This window comes from Vibrio limimangrovi, from assembly GCF_054064025.1.
In genome coordinates, this window is the sequence record NZ_JBSUGF010000007.1 from 503,106 (window position 1) to 519,684 (window position 16,579).

At 46.5% G+C, this 16,579-nt stretch carries 10 protein-coding genes; 3 read left to right on the forward strand and 7 right to left on the reverse strand.

Going from position 1 to position 16,579, the window contains the following annotated elements; genetic code table 11:
* Window positions 1-178: 178 nt before the first annotated feature.
* On the forward strand, window positions 179-1,513 hold the full coding sequence (locus ACWYU8_RS09955) for a ferredoxin reductase family protein (protein WP_457519377.1): 1,335 nt from the start codon (window positions 179-181) through the stop codon (window positions 1,511-1,513).
* Window positions 1,514-1,572: 59 nt separating this feature from the next.
* Here the strand turns inward: ACWYU8_RS09955 and copI are convergent, their stop codons facing one another.
* From copI to ACWYU8_RS09980, 5 genes are all read right to left on the reverse strand, one after another.
* A complete protein-coding gene (gene copI / locus ACWYU8_RS09960; RefSeq protein WP_457519379.1) occupies window positions 1,573-2,154 on the reverse strand; it encodes a copper-resistant cuproprotein CopI in 582 nt (193 codons plus the stop codon).
* A 64-nt stretch (window positions 2,155-2,218) separates the two neighbouring features.
* Window positions 2,219-5,359, reverse strand: coding sequence for an efflux RND transporter permease subunit (locus tag ACWYU8_RS09965; protein ID WP_457519381.1), 3,141 nt, complete (start codon window positions 5,357-5,359; stop codon window positions 2,219-2,221).
* Window positions 5,360-5,361: 2 nt separating this feature from the next.
* The gene (locus ACWYU8_RS09970) at window positions 5,362-7,077 is read right to left on the reverse strand and encodes an efflux RND transporter periplasmic adaptor subunit (RefSeq protein WP_457519383.1); all 1,716 of its coding nucleotides are present in this window, start codon (window positions 7,075-7,077) and stop codon (window positions 5,362-5,364) included.
* A 2-nt stretch (window positions 7,078-7,079) separates the two neighbouring features.
* Complete coding sequence (locus tag ACWYU8_RS09975; RefSeq protein WP_457519385.1) at window positions 7,080-8,465, reverse strand: TolC family protein; 1,386 nt, start codon at window positions 8,463-8,465, stop codon at window positions 7,080-7,082.
* A 221-nt stretch (window positions 8,466-8,686) separates the two neighbouring features.
* Window positions 8,687-9,112 carry a hypothetical protein gene (locus ACWYU8_RS09980; protein ID WP_457519387.1) on the reverse strand — a complete coding sequence of 142 codons (426 nt, stop codon included), beginning with the start codon at window positions 9,110-9,112 and terminating at the stop codon, window positions 8,687-8,689.
* 456 nt (window positions 9,113-9,568) lie between these two features.
* Between ACWYU8_RS09980 and fdhF the strand changes: the two genes are divergently transcribed.
* Both fdhF and ACWYU8_RS09990 read left to right on the forward strand, forming a co-directional pair.
* A complete protein-coding gene (fdhF, locus tag ACWYU8_RS09985; RefSeq protein WP_457519389.1) occupies window positions 9,569-13,837 on the forward strand; it encodes a formate dehydrogenase subunit alpha in 4,269 nt (1,422 codons plus the stop codon).
* A 287-nt stretch (window positions 13,838-14,124) separates the two neighbouring features.
* Window positions 14,125-14,496 (forward strand): hypothetical protein, encoded by a 372-nt coding sequence (locus ACWYU8_RS09990; protein WP_457519391.1) that lies wholly within the window; start codon window positions 14,125-14,127, stop codon window positions 14,494-14,496.
* Between the two features lie 59 nt (window positions 14,497-14,555).
* Here the strand turns inward: ACWYU8_RS09990 and ACWYU8_RS09995 are convergent, their stop codons facing one another.
* Together ACWYU8_RS09995 and ACWYU8_RS10000 are read right to left on the reverse strand one after the other, a co-directional pair.
* Window positions 14,556-15,653 (reverse strand): ABC transporter permease, encoded by a 1,098-nt coding sequence (locus tag ACWYU8_RS09995; RefSeq protein WP_457519570.1) that lies wholly within the window; start codon window positions 15,651-15,653, stop codon window positions 14,556-14,558.
* A complete protein-coding gene (locus ACWYU8_RS10000; RefSeq protein WP_457519393.1) occupies window positions 15,653-16,579 on the reverse strand; it encodes an ABC transporter ATP-binding protein in 927 nt (308 codons plus the stop codon). Before ACWYU8_RS10000 ends, ACWYU8_RS09995 begins: the two co-directional genes overlap by 1 nt.

Below are 16,579 nucleotides of genomic sequence, written 5' to 3' on the forward strand. Positions count from 1 at the left end.
TGAAAACTGAGCGCGGGATCACTTCATCTCGGGGTAGAAACCAAAAAGTTAGACCAACTCCTGAATAGAGGTGTTGGATTCCTTGCAAATAATGGATTTACGCAACTTTACCGTTGTTGACGTTGCTTTACAGGGCTTCAACTAGAATAAAAATGTTGTCAGTGGCGGAGTAATAAAAATGAAAACAGTACGGAATACTATTTGTGGTATTGTTGCGGCTCTATCTCTTTTGTGGTTCATGAGTGAGCCAGAATTGCTGTCATCAACCCAATTTTTTTACTGGCGATCAGCACTGATTCAATATTCAGGTGTTGTATCACTCGCTTTAATGTCTATCGCGATCGTATTGGCATTGCGTTTACCGGTTATCGAGCAATGGGTAAACGGAATGGACAAAGCTTATCGAGTGCACAAGTGGTTAGGCATTTCTGGTGTGAGTTTAGGCGTGGTGCATTGGCTTCTGTATCAAGTACCTAAATGGTTAGTTCAATCAGGTGTCCTGGATAAGCCGGTAAAACATACCGGAGCAGGACCTGCTGGAGCTAACTTAACTGGTTGGGATGCCTGGATAGTGGATCTACGTGACGTTGGTCTTAGCTTGGGTGAATGGGGCTTCTATCTATTGCTGGTGTTATTTGTTATCTCGCTTTGGTCGGTTGTGAAATATAAACCTTTCAAATTGTCCCATCGATTCATGTCGGCGATTTATCTGATGATTGCGGTTCACTCTGTATTACTTATCAAGCGAGCTTACTGGGGAGACCCGATTTATTATGTATCTATCGTGTTTGCACTGCTTGGTTCTGCAGCGGCTATTTACAGTTTATTAGGTCGGGTCGGGAGTGCGAACCGACACAGTATGAAAGTTAAATCGACTCGTTTTTTCCCACAAGCTCGAGTTACTGAGCTTGTATTGACACCGAGTGACACATGGAAAGGACATACTGCTGGGCAATTTGCTTATGTTCGTTTTGGCAATGAAGACCCACACCCGTTTACTATCGCGTCGGCAAATGGTGAGCCAGAATTACGCTTTTTGATCAAAGAGCTGGGGGATTTTACGACTGGTTTATGTGAACGAGTAAAAATCGGTGATGAAGTGGCGTTAGAAGGTCCATATGGACGTATGGCATTTGACGTCAATAAGCCTCAGATATGGATTGCAGGTGGCGTAGGTATTGCGGTTTTCTTTGCGATACTTGCTTCATTGAGAGAGCGAAAATCGCATCAGCCAGTGCATTTATTCTATTGCTCACGCGGTTTAGACAGTCACTTAGTCGACGAGCTTTGGCATATCGCCCATCAAGCACAGGTTGAACTGAGTGTTATTGATACCCAGGTATCCCCAAGACTGAATGCAGAACACATAGCGAACAAGTGTGGTGATTTATCTCACTATGAGTTGTATTTCTGTGGGCCTGAAGCATTTTCTGAAACACTGAAACAGCAGTTAGATACATTTCGGTTCGATACAGAGCATCACTATCATGAAGAGCTGTTTGTGATGAGGTAAACACCCCAATATTGTGAGTAAAAGGAGCGGAAATTCGCTCCTTTCGATTAATAAAAAACCTATTTTTCTGAAGGTTGTAACTTCACTTTTTTTACCATGCCAGCTTCCGTGTGGCCGGGGATGTTGCACGCAAACTCAACATCATTGTCGCCGTGGAAGTGCCACATAATTTGCTTCGCTTTACCTGGTTCAACCGTAACTGAGTTATCTGAGTCGTGCATATGATTACCAGACATATTCTTCATCATTTCACGGTGTGCTAGCTGTTCTTCGGCAGAGCCGATTGTGAACTCATGGTTTATTTTCCCTGTATTCATCACCACAAATTGGACGACATCATTTGGCTCGATCTTCACCTCTTTTTTAAAGGTGATTTTCATGTCATCACTCAAAATTACGTGCACGACTTTGTCTGGTTTTGAGCCATTTGCTGGCATACCTACTGCTGATGTTGCTACCATGACACCCATATTGGAGTGATCCATATTTGAATGGTCCATTGGCATGCTGTCACTTTGTGTATGTTCCATAGGCATTGAACCATGATCCATGTTGTCATGATTCATCGTTGAATTGTCCATCTGAGCAAATACGCTGCCAGTAGCGACGGTTAGAGCAAGAGTGATTAGTGTCTTTTTCATATTTATTTCCTTTCCTGTAAATGGGGTAGTGCGCTAATACGAATTCCACATTAGCGCTTTGTGTTTATTTCTCTGGGACATGGTTTGGTTTGATTTCACGCTGCTTCCACAGCTTGAAGATGGCTGGTAGCACCAGTAGCGTCAGTAATAGGGCCGAGGCCATACCACCAATCATTGGTGCCGCGATACGTTGCATGACTTGGGAACCAGTACCTTCTCCGTACATGATTGGAATCAGACCAATAATGACAGTGAGTACGGTCATCATCACCGGACGTACGCGCAACCCAGCCCCTTCGCGAATGGCATTTGTCAGATCGTTAAGTTGCAGTGATTGATGTTTTTCTTCAGCGTCTAGTTTTTTGTGGTGCCATGCTTGGTTAAGGTAAACCAGCATAATGACGCCTATCTCTACCGCCACGCCCGCGAGAGCGATAAATCCAACCCCCACGGCGATGGAGAAGTTGTAATGGAGGCTGTACATCAACCACACCCCCCCCACCATCGCTAATGGCAGAGTCAGCATGATGATCAATACCTCTCCGACGCGGCGGAAACTGAAGTAGAGCAACATCATGATGATCACCAAAGTAATCGGCACCACCGCGCTGAGTCGGTCTTTCGCACGTTCCATATACTCATATTGACCAGACCAAGCCAGCGAGTAACCGGCAGGCAAGACAAGCTGATTTGTCACGGCTTGTTTTGCTTCCGCAACATAAGAGCCGAGATCTCGATCATCAATATCCACAAATACCCAGCCATTCGGACGCGCATTTTCGGTTTTGATCATAGGTGGACCATCTTCGTAACGGATATCTGCTACGTCAGCGAGTGCAATACGCGCACCATTAGGTGTCACTAGCGGTAAGTTCTGCAGCTTCACCACTGAATCACGGTAGTCTTGCGGATAACGAACGTTAATTGGGTAACGCTCCAGACCTTCAATAGTCTCCCCGACATTCATCCCGCCTACCGCTGTGGAAATAACCTGCTGAACATCTTTGATATTAAGTCCATAACGTGCGGCCGCACGGCGTTTAATATCAATCGTCACGTAGCGTCCACCAGCGACACGCTCCGCATACACTGAAGCGGTGCCAGAAACGTTGTTCAGAATTGGCTCCAGTTGCGCACCAATTTTTTCGATTTCCTTCAGATCAGGGCCAGCAATTTTTATCCCGATAGGGGTTTTGATACCAGTTGCCAGCATGTCGATACGAGTTTTAATTGGCATAACCCAGGCATTCGTCAACCCAGGGAACTGAATCAGATCGTCAAATTCTTTACGCAAAGATTCGGTTGTAACGCCTTCACGCCATTCATCACGTGGTTTGAATTGAATCACTGTTTCAATCATCGTAAGTGGTGCTGGGTCGGTTGCGGTATCTGCACGACCGATTTTGCCCCACACGGTTTTGACTTCCGGTACGGTTTTAATCAGTTTGTTGGTTTGCTGAACCAGCTCACGCGCTTTACCGATAGAAATACCTGGATAAGTTGTTGGCATGTACATCAAGTCACCTTCATCCAGTGGTGGAATAAATTCGCTGCCGAGCTTACTGGTCGGGTAATACGCTGACGCTAACAAACCTAATGCTAGTACTATCATTACTTTCGGATACTTCAAGCTCAGGTTTAGCAGCGGACGATATAGCGCCACAAGGCCACGGTTCACCGGGTTTTTATGTTCAGGAAGTACCTTACCTCGAATGAAGTAACCCATTAATACAGGCACAAGCGTGATTGCCAGAGCCGCCGCAGATGCCATCGCGTACGTTTTGGTAAAGGCAAGAGGCGAAAACATTTTGCCTTCTTGCCCTTCCAGTGCGAACACGGGAACGAAGCTCAACGTGATGATAAGCAGTGAGAAGAACAGAGGGGCGCCTACTTCTTCTGCCGCTTTGCCAATCACCTGCCAACGGTTTTTGTCCGTCAGTGGTGTTCGTTCGATGTGCTTATGGACGTTTTCTATCATCACGATCGCGCCGTCCACCATAGCCCCGATGGCGATGGCTATCCCGCCAAGCGACATGATGTTGGCATTAATGCCCTGCGAGTGCATAACAATGAAAGCGGCTAAAATGCCTACCGGTAAGCTCAATGCGATGACTAACGACGAACGAATGTGGAACAAGAACAAGGCACAAACAATAGCCACCACGATGAACTCTTCTGCCAGTTTCTTCCAAAGGTTATCTACTGCGGCATTGATCAAAGTAGAACGATCATATGTCGGGACAATTTCCACTCCGTCAGGCAAGCTTTGTTGCAGGGCATTCAGTTTGTCTTTAACTTTGCTGATCACCTTGCTAGCGTTCTCACCATAGCGCATCACAATGACACCGCCGACCGCTTCTCCTTCACCGTTAAGCTCAGAGATGCCGCGACGCATTTGTGGACCGATGTTGATGTCTGCGATGTCTCCCAGTAGTAATGGCGTACCTTTATCGGTCACTTTAAGTGGCAGTGAATCAATGTCTTCGATGCTGGTTAAGTAACCGGTAGTGCGTACCATATGTTCCGCTTCCGCTACTTCTACAACGGACGCGCCCGTTTCCTGGTTGCCGTTTTGGATCGCCATGTTCACTTGCTGCAACGTTAGGTTGTAGGCGCGCAGTTTCGCTGGGTCGATCTGGACCTGGTACTGTTTGACCATCCCGCCAACCGTAGCTACCTCAGAAACGCCATCGACAGTTTGAAGCTCGTATTTTAAGAACCAGTCCTGATAGCTGCGAAGTTCTGCAAGGTCGTGTTGGCCGGTTTTATCTTGCAACACGTAGCTGTATACCCAGCCCACACCTGTTGCATCTGGGCCCAATGTCGGTTTTGCACTTGGCGGCAACTTAGGAGCGACTTGGCTTAAGTATTCCAATACTCGCGATCGTGCCCAGTACATGTCGGTATCATCATTGAAAATGATATAAACGTACGAATCACCGAAGAAAGAATAGCCACGCACCGTTTCTGCCCCCGGAACGGCAAGCATTGCGGTGGTTAGGGGGTAAGTGACCTGATCCTCAACCACTTGAGGTGCCTGCCCCGGATAACTGGTTTTAATGATGACTTGCACGTCAGAAAGGTCAGGAATCGCATCAACAGGGGTGTTTTTGACACTATATAACCCAGCTAAGACGATGACTAAGGTAGCGATCAATACCATAAAGCGGTTATTGATTGACCAGCGGATAATTGCTCCAATCATAGTTATCCCTCAACCGCTTCTAGTTGTTTTAATACGTAGTCAGAGCCTTGTTTTTCGATTAGAAACCGGACTCTTTGACCCTCTTTGAAGCCAGACAGGTTAACCTCATCACCTACAGTGAAGTTCATTTCACCCGCATCCCAGTTCCACTCCGCGACAGGCATGTGATTTAACGTGATCATGCCAAAATCGGCCATGAGCATGCTGATGTCTCCGGTTAACCACACATCTGTAACAGCGACACTGCCATCCGATTTGTAATCAACAATTTCATACTGGCCAGTATCCGTTTTTTGAATTTCGAATTCGATTATTTGGCCTTTTTGCAGATCACCCATTTCAACACCGTTCGCGAAGGTGAAGTTCATCACCATGCCTGGCCAGTTCCATTCTGGTACGGGCTGATGGTTAATGGTCAGCATACGATGGTCTTTCATCACATCAGTGATTTCACCTTTTGCCCAAGCCGTTGCGGCGGTTGATTTTTGTGGTGCGGAGATACGAGAAAGATCGGCCGTCTGGCTTGATTCTGAGTCCAGCATGAAGTGCGCAGAAGTCACGATACGATCGCCTTGAGTCAGACCTTCTAACACCTCGGTTCTGTCATCGGCTTCGCGACCTACTTTTATCCGAGTTGAACGGTACTTTCCTTCACCCTCAGCAAGGACGACCCGGGTCATACCGCCGGAGCGGATAACGGAAGATTTAGGAATAGTTAGTACTGCATCGTCACTCACAGGTTGTAACGCAATGTTGGCAAACATATTCGGTTTAAGTTCGCCATTTGGATTCGGGAACTTGAGACGCACACGTAAGGTTCTGGTTTTTGGATCAAGAATCGGATATACGTAGTCCACCGCGCCTTGCCACGCTTTTCCGGGGATCGCGTCTAAAGTCATGGTGGCATTGCTGCCTGCTTTCATCCAGTGAGCCTGACGCTCAAACACTTCCGCATCTACCCACACATTCTCCAGAGGACCAGCACTTATCACTGCTTGGGCTGGCGACAAATAGCCGCCTTCTCGCACATTTAAGCTCGCAATGATACCGTCTTCTGGGGCCTTAATCGCAATAGTTTGGGAGGCTTTACCACGTTGAGTAATCGCATTGATTTGAGAGCGATCCACACCGAGTGTAACCAGACGCTCAGTTGCGCCTTTTACTAAGCCACTGCGGCCTGTTCGGTATGCATTCAGCAACTCCTCTTGTGCTTTCACCAACTCTGGCGAGTAGAGTGTGAAGAGTACATTTCCTTTTTCTACTTTTTCACCAACGGCGTTGATGTAGAGTTTTTCTACCCAACCAGAAACACGAACGTTCGTTTGCCATAACTTACTCTCATCGAAGGCAATGTAACCGACGGTTTCAATACGCGGTGATAACTTCTCTAAAGATACTTGGGCGGTTTTAACCCCGAGGTTGTTTTCTACTGAAGGGTCAATCTTTACCGTACCTGGCTTGTCCTGCTCGCCCGCGAGATCTTCAGCATAGACTGGAATCAAATCCATCCCCATCGGCGATTTTCCCGGTTTGTCTCGCTTGTAATTAGGATCCATTGGTGCGACCCAGTAAAGCGGTTCGTTTGAGCCATTTGAAGCGCTGTTCTCGGCCGTCATGAGCTCATGGTTGGCCCCCGGATTTAACTGACTGATGCCAAAACCTAAGACGCTGCCTACCAGTAAAGCGATAGTTGCGATTTTTATAGAGTTCGAATTCATTACTACTTCCTTAATGCCGGTGTTGATACTTGATATTCAAAACCACCCAATAATGCGGCTAAGTTGCTGTTGACGATGTTTAAATCAGTGATTAAGCGCTGCTGTTCTAGCCGCAAAGCGAGTTCATCAGTACTTGCCATGATCACATCGTTAAACTGTGCAGTATTGTTCTGATAGCCCCGTTCTACTGCATGAATACGGGCATTTACCTGAGGAAGTAGGGTGGATTGATAACGCTCTAAGCGCTGGGTGATATTGGCTCGGTCGACTAAGAGCGTATTCACTTTGGCATTCATTTGAGTGAGTAACGTATCTTTTTGTGAACGTGCTGCTCCAACCTGATACTGAGCGGCTGCGAGATTTCTATCCTGGCGATTGCCAGTGAATAGCGGAATATCCATTGTTAAATACGCACTAACGAGGTCGGAAGCTGGGTCGCCTCTCATGTCGTTTGACTGACGATAAGCATAAGCAACTTCTACCCCAAACTGCGGTGTATAAGCTTGCTCGGCAATTTCTACCTGAGTTTGATTGGTGGAAATACTCACGTCTGCCATTTTAACCATCGGATGTTGGCTCAGTAGTTGGTAGTGTTCAGTTCTATCCGCGTCGGAGGGAATCTTTTGATTCAATAAGTCCCATTGCAATTGGTTGCTAGCTTGCAGCGATAGGTTACCTTGTTGCGAATAGTTAATAAGCCAGTCTGAACCGAGCCATTCAGATAGCTGGGAGAGTAAACGTCGCTGCATTTGCGCATTAGCCTGCAATTTCTCATCCAGCTTACTGACTTGTAGCTGTGCATTGAGCAGATCTTGAGCTTCGCTTTTGCCAATCGAGTAATTGGTTTGAATGAAGCGTTCCATCTCCTTCATCAAACGGCGGTTTTCCAACATGATCTGTTCAGCTTGTTGCTGATATCCCAGTTCGAGCCAGAGCTTTGTCATGTTGTTTGCGACATCCAGCTCTCTGGTATGTACTTGCAGAGATAAACCATCTGCTTGTTGATTGGCTTTCTTTTGCTGAAGATCGAGCGTTGAGCCGCGTTCAAATTGCTGCATTAGACCAACAGAAATATTGGTCATCGGGTCTTCGTCGAACTTAAAACTGTCGACAGGTAAACCGCCAAAACCGACTTTTAATTTCGGGTCCATCAGTGTTGCACTTGCCACGCCGCTTTCGCGCATGGCTTCAGATTGAGCAAAGAACTGTTTCCGGTTTCCATCATTATTTAATGCAACACTGATGAGTTGTGCCAGTTCTTGTGTCGATTGTGCCAGATATACTTCGCTTGCCTTTGATGGCACTTGTGCTGAGGCACTAAATGCAGGAAAAGTAACCAGCGTGAGTGAACATATTGCTGTGACTAAGCGATTTGGGTTGAGTTCCATCGTTTTCATCCAAATTATTACCAAGCTCGCGAGAACACGTGTGAAGCAGTACGTATCGACGCGGGAGCTGGTATGTGTCAGCCTTACGGGCGATTCTATTACGTCAGTTTCTTACGATTGAAGTGAACAGCGATCGTAAGTGGGCGTCGGTGAATAGACCAACCGTCGGGCGCAATTAAACAACCTACTTTAGTTCAGTAGGGTCGAATGCTTTGAAAGAATTAAACGATGGGAGGGCGGTAGAGATCGCGACTGATTGCGACAACAGTTTCCGTTGTCTCAAGATTGATGGTGGTACGAAAAGTCAGTGGGTAAGCTTTATTTTCAGGAACTGGCAGTGAAACAAAAACAAATGAACAAGCAGTGGTGCAGCAGTTATTAACCATACCTGAAGTGTCCGCACAGTCCACAGACAGGTCGGAAGAGGCAGAACTATGAGACATCGCCATACTGCCCATCTTACTCATGTCCATATTGTGCGAACCACAATGGCCACTTGAATTTGCGATAGTGTCAGCAGACAACATTGAGTTACTTTGCATCATTTTCAGGTTCATCAATGGCGCACTGTTTACTACGCTAGATACCAGCAGTATCAGCGTTGTCAGTAAAGTTAGCCACATTGTATGCAATGGTTTCAGACGCATACTCTTCCCAGAAAAAATAATGATATGAATTCAAATAACCTTTAAATAATAAAGGTTACCCCTGGGGGAAAGTCAATAGTTAATATTTACCAATAAATATGTATTTACTGAGTAACCAGTCACAAGAACTTATTGTCGTAAGACTTATCCTTAACAAACGTGAGGTTTATTGTGCTTATACCCAAATAACCTCGAGATGCTTGGTTCAGCGAGAATGACTTGGCTCTCAGACGCGGCAACGATTTGAAGATCTAGTGGTTCTAAATCAAAAATCGTTAACAAAGACTGAGAGTCAAGACAACTCGCCCTTCGGGAGAGTGTCACTGACACAATTTCTGCGTCAAATAACTTGGAAAGAGCTTGCTATTCCGCTGCGTTCTTTTCCTTGAACTAGCATCAGTGACAACGCTCTGAATCCGGCATCTTGAAGTCATTTGGGTATATATCGGGTAGCTTATGATTGAAATTGTCATCGATGGAAAATATCGAATTGTAGAGGAAGGACTTACTCTTCTTGAGGCCGCAAAAGTGTGTGGGGTCGAAATCCCTTCACTTTGCGGAATGAACAAAAGTAATGAAAAAGTGCCATGTGACTTGTGTATCGTCGAGATAGAAAGCGGTGGGACAAAGCGAGCTTGTGAACTGAAAGTGTATCGCGGTTTAAATGTGGTCACACAATCAGAACACTTAAGTGAGCACCGTAGAAAAGCGTTGAACCGAATTATGACGGATCACTACGCAGACTGTGAAGCCCCCTGCAAAACGGCGTGCCCTGCCGGCGTTGATATCCAATCTTACCTTTATCATATTTCGCAAAATGATCATCAAAAAGCCATCGAGGTGATCAAGCGTACACTGCCAATGCCTCTGTCGATTGGCCGTGTCTGCCCAGCCTTTTGTGAAACTGAATGTCGTCGTTCTTTAGTAGACGAACCAATCGCTATTCGTCAGTTAAAACGCCATGCAGCCGATGCAGATTTGGCCTCTTACGAAGCTTACGTTCCTGATAAAAAACCGGCTAAAAATTTGAGAATTGCCATTGTAGGCAGTGGGCCTGGTGGTCTAACCGCGGGGTACTACCTGTCTAATGAAGGTTATGATGTTACCGTTTTTGAGTCTATGCCGAAAGCGGGTGGGTGGCTTCGTTACGGTATTCCGGAATATCGTTTACCGAAGGATATTCTGGATAAAGAAATCGAACTGATGTGCCGTAACGGAATGCAAGTGGAAACCAATACGAAACTTGGCGTTGATTTCACCCTTTCTCAGTTGAGTGAAGAATATGACGCGGTTTGTCTGGCTGTGGGAGCATCTAAAGCGGTTGAAATGGCCTATCCGGGAAGCGACTTAGACGGATGTTATCTGGGTGTTGACTACCTGAAGGATTACGTTACCGACCAGCACTATGTAACAGGCCAAAAAGTCGCTGTGATTGGTGGTGGTAACACGGCGATTGACTGCGCGCGTACTGCTCGGCGTGCGGGTGCGGACACCACGTTAATTTATCGTCGAACCCGAGACGAGATGCCAGCAGAAGACTATGAAATCGTTGAAGCTGAACATGAAGGCGTTAAGTTCCACTTCTTGACAAACCCTGCTGAAAATATTGCTGATGAACACGGGCGTGTTAGTGCGATTCGTTTAGAACGAATGGCGCTCGGTGCTCCTGATACTTCAGGTCGCCGTAGCCCTAAACCTACGGGTGAGTTTTTCACTGAAGCGTTCGATACCGTGATTGCCGCGGTCTCACAGAAGCCCGATTTGAGCTTTTTAGAAAACGATCAATTGTCGATTCCTTTGACTCGTTGGAATACCTCTGAATCCGACGATAAAACCATGCATACAGGCACGGGCAATATCTTCAGCATTGGTGATTTTCGTCGTGGCCCTGCCACAGCGGTTGAAGCCGTGGGCGATGGGCGCGTAGCAGCAAAAGCGATCGACCTATTCCTGAATGGCGGTATGGCGAATATGCCGGAGCCTGCTTTTAACTCGCGAAAAGAGAAGAAGTTAGCGCAAGTTGATCCTATCCACTTTGAAAATATCCAGAAAATTGCTCGTACGATCATGCCCGAGCTTACCCCTGAACAGCGAGAACAGAGTTTTGCTGAAGTGGAACTCGGGTTTGATAATGAAGAGGCGATGAAAGAAGCCGCACGTTGCCTCGAGTGTGGTTGTCAGGCTAATACCGACTGTGCATTGCGCGATTATTCTACGCAATATCAAGCTGAACAGAAATTCGAAGATTCTTTGCAAGCCGCTGCCACCAATGTAGTGGACCATCAAAGCTGGCTCGATTTACGAGCAAAAGATCGTCGTCATAAGTACCAAGTCGATCGCAGTTCGGAGTTTATTGAATTCGATGCTAATCGCTGCATTAGCTGTGGTCAGTGTATTCAGGCTTGTCGTGAGCAAGCGGTTCATGGCGTGTTGAGCTTTGTATTGGATAAAAATGGCCGACCAGCCATAAGACCTGATGATCGTCCACGTTTTCGTTCTGATGATAAAGGGGACAAAAATAGTGGATTAACGCTGATGGGAGACTCAAAGTGCGTGCAATGTGGCGCGTGCGTTCAAGTGTGCCCAACCGGTGCGATGGTGGATAGTCGAGACCGTTCTCAAGGTAGAATCGAACATTTAAAAGCCGTTGATACAATATGCACCTATTGTGGTGTCGGTTGTAAGCAGACCATGTTTGTTGATGAAACCGAGAACAAAATTCGTTATGTCAAAGGGGCAGATTCTCCCGTAAACCAAGGTATGCTGTGTGTAAAAGGGCGCTTTGGTTTTGACTTCATTAGCAGTGAAGAGCGGTTAACTACTCCTCTTATTCGTAAGGATGGATGGCTACAACCAGCAAGCTGGGATGAAGCCATTCAACTGGTTGCAGCGAAGCTTTCGTCTATCAAACAAGATTTTGGTAGCAATGCGCTGGCTGGTTTTTCTTCGGCCAAAACCACGAATGAGGATAATTACGCATTTCAGAAATTTATCCGCCGCGAACTAGGCACCAATAATGTCGACCACTGTGCACGATTGTGCCACGCGTCCAGTGTTACCGGTTTAGAAGCGTCATTAGGCAGCGGGGCGATGACCAATGATATCCCGAGCATCAAACACTCAGATGTAATTTTTATTATCGGTTCTGACACCACGTCCGCACACCCGATTATCGCTTCTCACATTAAACAGGCAATTCGCCATCACGGTGCGCGCTTGGTCGTGGCTGATCCGAAACGTGTCGATATGGTCGATCATGCCGAGCTTTATCTGGCACATAGACCAGGCACAGATGTGATGCTGCTTAACGGCGTGATGCAGCAGATAATCAAGAACGGCTGGTATGATCAGGAATATATTGAAGAACGTGTTGATGGCTTTGACACCTTGCTGCAAGAGGTAATGTCGCCTGCGTACAACCTGGATAAAGTAGAACTGGTTACGGGTGTAAAAGCCGATGATATTTTCGCGATGGCTCGAATGATCGGGACGGCGAAACGAACCGCCGTGTATTACTCCATGGGTATCACACAGCATACGACCGGGCATGATAACGTCCGTTCGGTCGCAAACCTGCAGCTATTGTGCGGCAACATAGGCATAGAAGGCGGCGGTATCAACCCATTGCGCGGCCAGTCAAACGTGCAAGGGGCGTGCGACATGGGCGCGTTGCCGAACTGTTATCCGGGCTACCAAAAAGTGTATAACCCGATGGTTCGTCAGAAATTCGCGATTGAGTGGAATGCACCAGACTTACCTGCTGAGCCGGGGCTAACCCTAACTGAAATTATTGACGCGGCCTGCAAACGTGAAGTTCGTGGCATGTATATCATGGGTGAGAACCCCGTATTGAGTGATCCGAATCAGACGCATGTAATTGAAGGCTTGGAAGCGTTGGACTTTTTGGTGGTGCAGGATATCTTCCTCACGGAGACAGCTCAATACGCCGATGTAGTTCTTCCTTCTTGCTCGTTTGCAGAGAAATCCGGTCATTTCACCAACACTGAACGTCGGGTACAACGTGTAAATTCAGTTGTCGCAGCACCAGGGGAGGCAAAGGAAGATTGGTGGATCATTCAGCAACTCGCTAATGCCATGGGCAGTGACTGGAACTATCGCTGTGTATCTGACATCACTAATGAGATAGCGCGCGTAACCCCGCAGTATGCAGGATTGCGCTGGGATACCATCACGCCGAATGGTGTCCAGTGGCCGAGCAATAAAAATAACCCGAACGGAACGCGTATTATGCACCAGACCCAATTTACTCGCGGTAAAGGGCAAATGGTGGGCATCCCGTTCCGCTACGCAGCTGAACTGCCAGATGCAGAATACCCTTTGGTGCTCACGACTGGTCGAGTGTTGGAGCAGTTCCACACGGGAACGATGACAAGAAAAACCAAAGGGCTTGATAATCTTGCGGGGCCAAGAGCGATGATCAGCGTGGAAGATGCGGATGCATTAGGGATAAGTAATGGCCAACGCCTGAAAATATCGACACGCCGTGGTTGCATAGAGATCGATGCCTTTGTCACCAAACGGATGCAAAAAGGGGTGGTGTTTATTCCATTCCATTTTGTTGAGTCGCCAGTAAACCGGTTAACTACAACAGCAACGGATCCGCACGCTAAAATTCCTGAATTCAAGGTCGCAGCGGTGAAAATTGAAGTACTTGAACCCATTAGTGAACCCCAAAAAGCAACCGAGCCCATTCGTACTGTTTAAACCCAAGTCATCTGGATTGGTATTCGATATTGTTACTTTAAAAGGGCGGAGAATCTGTTTTAGATTCCTGCCCTTTGTTCTTCACACATTGTTTTATTGCACAAGATTCAGTTCCGATCAAACTTGCATCATTGATAGTTTACTCACTCATTTACACTGAGATTGTCAGAGAGTTGACGGTTTCTGACGATTCTCTGTTATTCAGGTAAGTTCTTTAACCTAAACTTTGCTGAGTACCTATACTCAAGTTACAGCACTGAGTTTTTATAACAACAAGAGGCACTTGCATGACAAGAACAACCTCATTAGCAGTCGTATTTTTATTGATGTGCGCCTATTTTGGATACAACCGTTATTATGTCTACCCAAAGAAATTGGAATCGCAAGCCGAGTCAATGTTGATGAAAATGGCAGACCGTGAAGAGTGGATAAACACATTCGAAGTCATGAACAGAGTTGATGCTCACCGTGGCTACCTAGAACTTGCAGCGCGGATAAAATCTTCAAATGGGGAAAGAGCTTATAGTGAGGGTTTTATCACATATAGCGATAAGCAAGGAATGATTTGCAAAGAAGTGGTGTTTGATTTCAAGATTAACTCGTTTAATAACTACGTTATTTCCGACATAAGAGACTGCTCTATGGGGGAGTATTATTAGGTTATGTTTCTCGCGCCAAAACAAGCATTTTGAGATTATTTAGCTCTAGAGCTAGCCTGTTAATCAAGAGACTTCTTAAATCTCAGTGAAGCAACCAGCAGTCCAAATATGGTAAATCCGATTAACCATAACGTATCTCGCCACAAGTCGACTAAGTCAGCGCCGCGCAACACAATGCCACGAATCATTCGCATAAAGTGCGTTGCGGGTAGGGCTTCTGAGATCCATTGTGCAGCTACAGGCATTCCCTCGTAAGGAAACATAAAGCCTGACAATAGAATCGATGGCAGCAGAATAAAGACAGTCATCTGCATTGCCTGAAGTTGCGTTGTCGCGATGGTAGAAATCACAAGTCCTAACGTTAAACTGGCCGCAATAAATAGCAGCGTACCAAACAGCATTTGGCTAATGGCTCCGTTAATCGGCACACCAAAAATCCAGTGTCCTAAGCCCAAGATGATAAACACTTGAATCAACCCGACAAAAATATATGGGACGATTTTTGCAATCATCAATTCAATCGAGTGGATTGGCGTTGTTATAAGAAGCTCCAAATTGCCGCGCTCCCGCTCACGAACAATGGCTGCACTGGTAAATAAGATCATCGTCATGGTGAGAATGACACCCAACAGTCCCGGAACAATATTCACCGCTGAGCGCCGACTTGGGTTGTAGTAAAGCGCGACTTCGAACGTTTTGGTCACGGCGGGTCTTATTTCGAAGTCAAAATCGGTCAACGGCATGGTTTGCAAAGATAAGATGGCTGAACTGATCATGGTGTCAGAGCCGTCTACAATCCACTGGCCCAATTGACGCCCTTGCATCATCCGTTGAGTGAGATCACTTGGCAAAATCAGAACCGCACGTATAATCCCATCCTGAATCGCTTGTTCTGCTTCCTCAGCGGTTGCATACGTTTCTTTTATATCAACGACTTGAGTAACTTTGACTGATTGCGTAATGATACGTCCAGCGGTACTGCCACTTTGATCAACGACACCGACAGGAATATTGCGAATGTCAGTATTGATCGCAAACCCGAAGAGCAATAGCTGAATGAGCGGAATCATCACCACCATCCCAAATGTAATTCGGTCACGGGAAAGCTGTCGAATTTCCTTAATCATTACGGCTTTCATTCGGGCGATTGGTTTCATCATTGGCGGCCTTTTCCTGTCACACTGACAAACACATCTTCCAGACTCGGGCGAGCATGATTCATTTCAGCATTTTGTAGCTCTGGAAACGTCGTCTTCAGCCAATCTATTGGATGCTCAATATGCTGGTGGATGAGGATTCTTAAACGTATACCTAACTGTGCTGCAGAGCGAACTTCTTCGCGCTGAATGAGTTTTTCTTTCAACTCTCTCAGCTTGTCTGCTTTGACTTCGATAATGTTCACACCCATGTTATCCATTAGCTGTTCAGGCTCGCCATCGGCGCGAATTTCACCTGACTCCATGATCGCCAGACGATGACAGCGTTCTGCTTCATCCATGTAATGCGTGGTGACTAAGATAGTCGTTCCTTTATCACACAGATCAAACAGCTGTTCCCAAAAGTCACGGCGGTTTTCAGGGTCAACGGCAGACGTTGGCTCATCAAGAAACAGAAGCTCCGGAGCATGCATTGTTGCGGCAGCAAGAGAGAGGCGTTGTTTTTGACCTCCGCTCATGCCGCTGACACGCTGCTTACGCAGTTGATCCAAACCGTAGGTTTTTAACTGTTCTTCAATTCGTGCATGGAGGCGTTTGCTATCCAAGCCAAATATCTGCCCGATGAATTCGAGGTTTTCTTGCACCGAGAGATCGTCGTACAAGGAAAACTTTTGTGTCATGTAACCAATCTTAAGCCGAAGCATTTCTGATTGTCTGGGAATCTCTAATCCAAGTACGTCGACACTGCCTTCTGTGGGGCTAAGTAAGCCAGTTAGCACTCGGATTGTCGTGGATTTACCGCAGCCGTTGGGTCCTAAAAAGCCATAAATTGAGCCTTTAGGGACATTTAATGTGATGTTGTTGATCGCAGTAAAGTCCCCAAATTTCTTGACCACATTTTGCGCCTGAATCGCGTACTCTGTCAT

Bases quoted from the DNA above. Each gene is read 5' to 3' on its own strand.
- copI (WP_457519379.1), bottom strand. From the start codon at position 2,154: ATGAAAAAGACACTAATCACTCTTGCTCTAACCGTCGCTACTGGCAGC.
- ACWYU8_RS09995 (WP_457519570.1), bottom strand. From the start codon at position 15,653: ATGAAACCAATCGCCCGAATGAAAGCCGTAATGATTAAGGAAATTCGA.
- ACWYU8_RS09965 (WP_457519381.1), bottom strand. From the start codon at position 5,359: ATGATTGGAGCAATTATCCGCTGGTCAATCAATAACCGCTTTATGGTA.
- ACWYU8_RS09980 (WP_457519387.1), bottom strand. From the start codon at position 9,112: ATGCGTCTGAAACCATTGCATACAATGTGGCTAACTTTACTGACAACG.
- ACWYU8_RS09990 (WP_457519391.1), top strand. From the start codon at position 14,125: ATGACAAGAACAACCTCATTAGCAGTCGTATTTTTATTGATGTGCGCC.
- ACWYU8_RS09970 (WP_457519383.1), bottom strand. From the start codon at position 7,077: ATGAATTCGAACTCTATAAAAATCGCAACTATCGCTTTACTGGTAGGC.
- ACWYU8_RS09955 (WP_457519377.1), top strand. From the start codon at position 179: ATGAAAACAGTACGGAATACTATTTGTGGTATTGTTGCGGCTCTATCT.
- fdhF (WP_457519389.1), top strand. From the start codon at position 9,569: ATGATTGAAATTGTCATCGATGGAAAATATCGAATTGTAGAGGAAGGA.
- ACWYU8_RS10000 (WP_457519393.1), bottom strand. From the start codon at position 16,579: ATGACAGAGTACGCGATTCAGGCGCAAAATGTGGTCAAGAAATTTGGG.
- ACWYU8_RS09975 (WP_457519385.1), bottom strand. From the start codon at position 8,465: ATGGAACTCAACCCAAATCGCTTAGTCACAGCAATATGTTCACTCACG.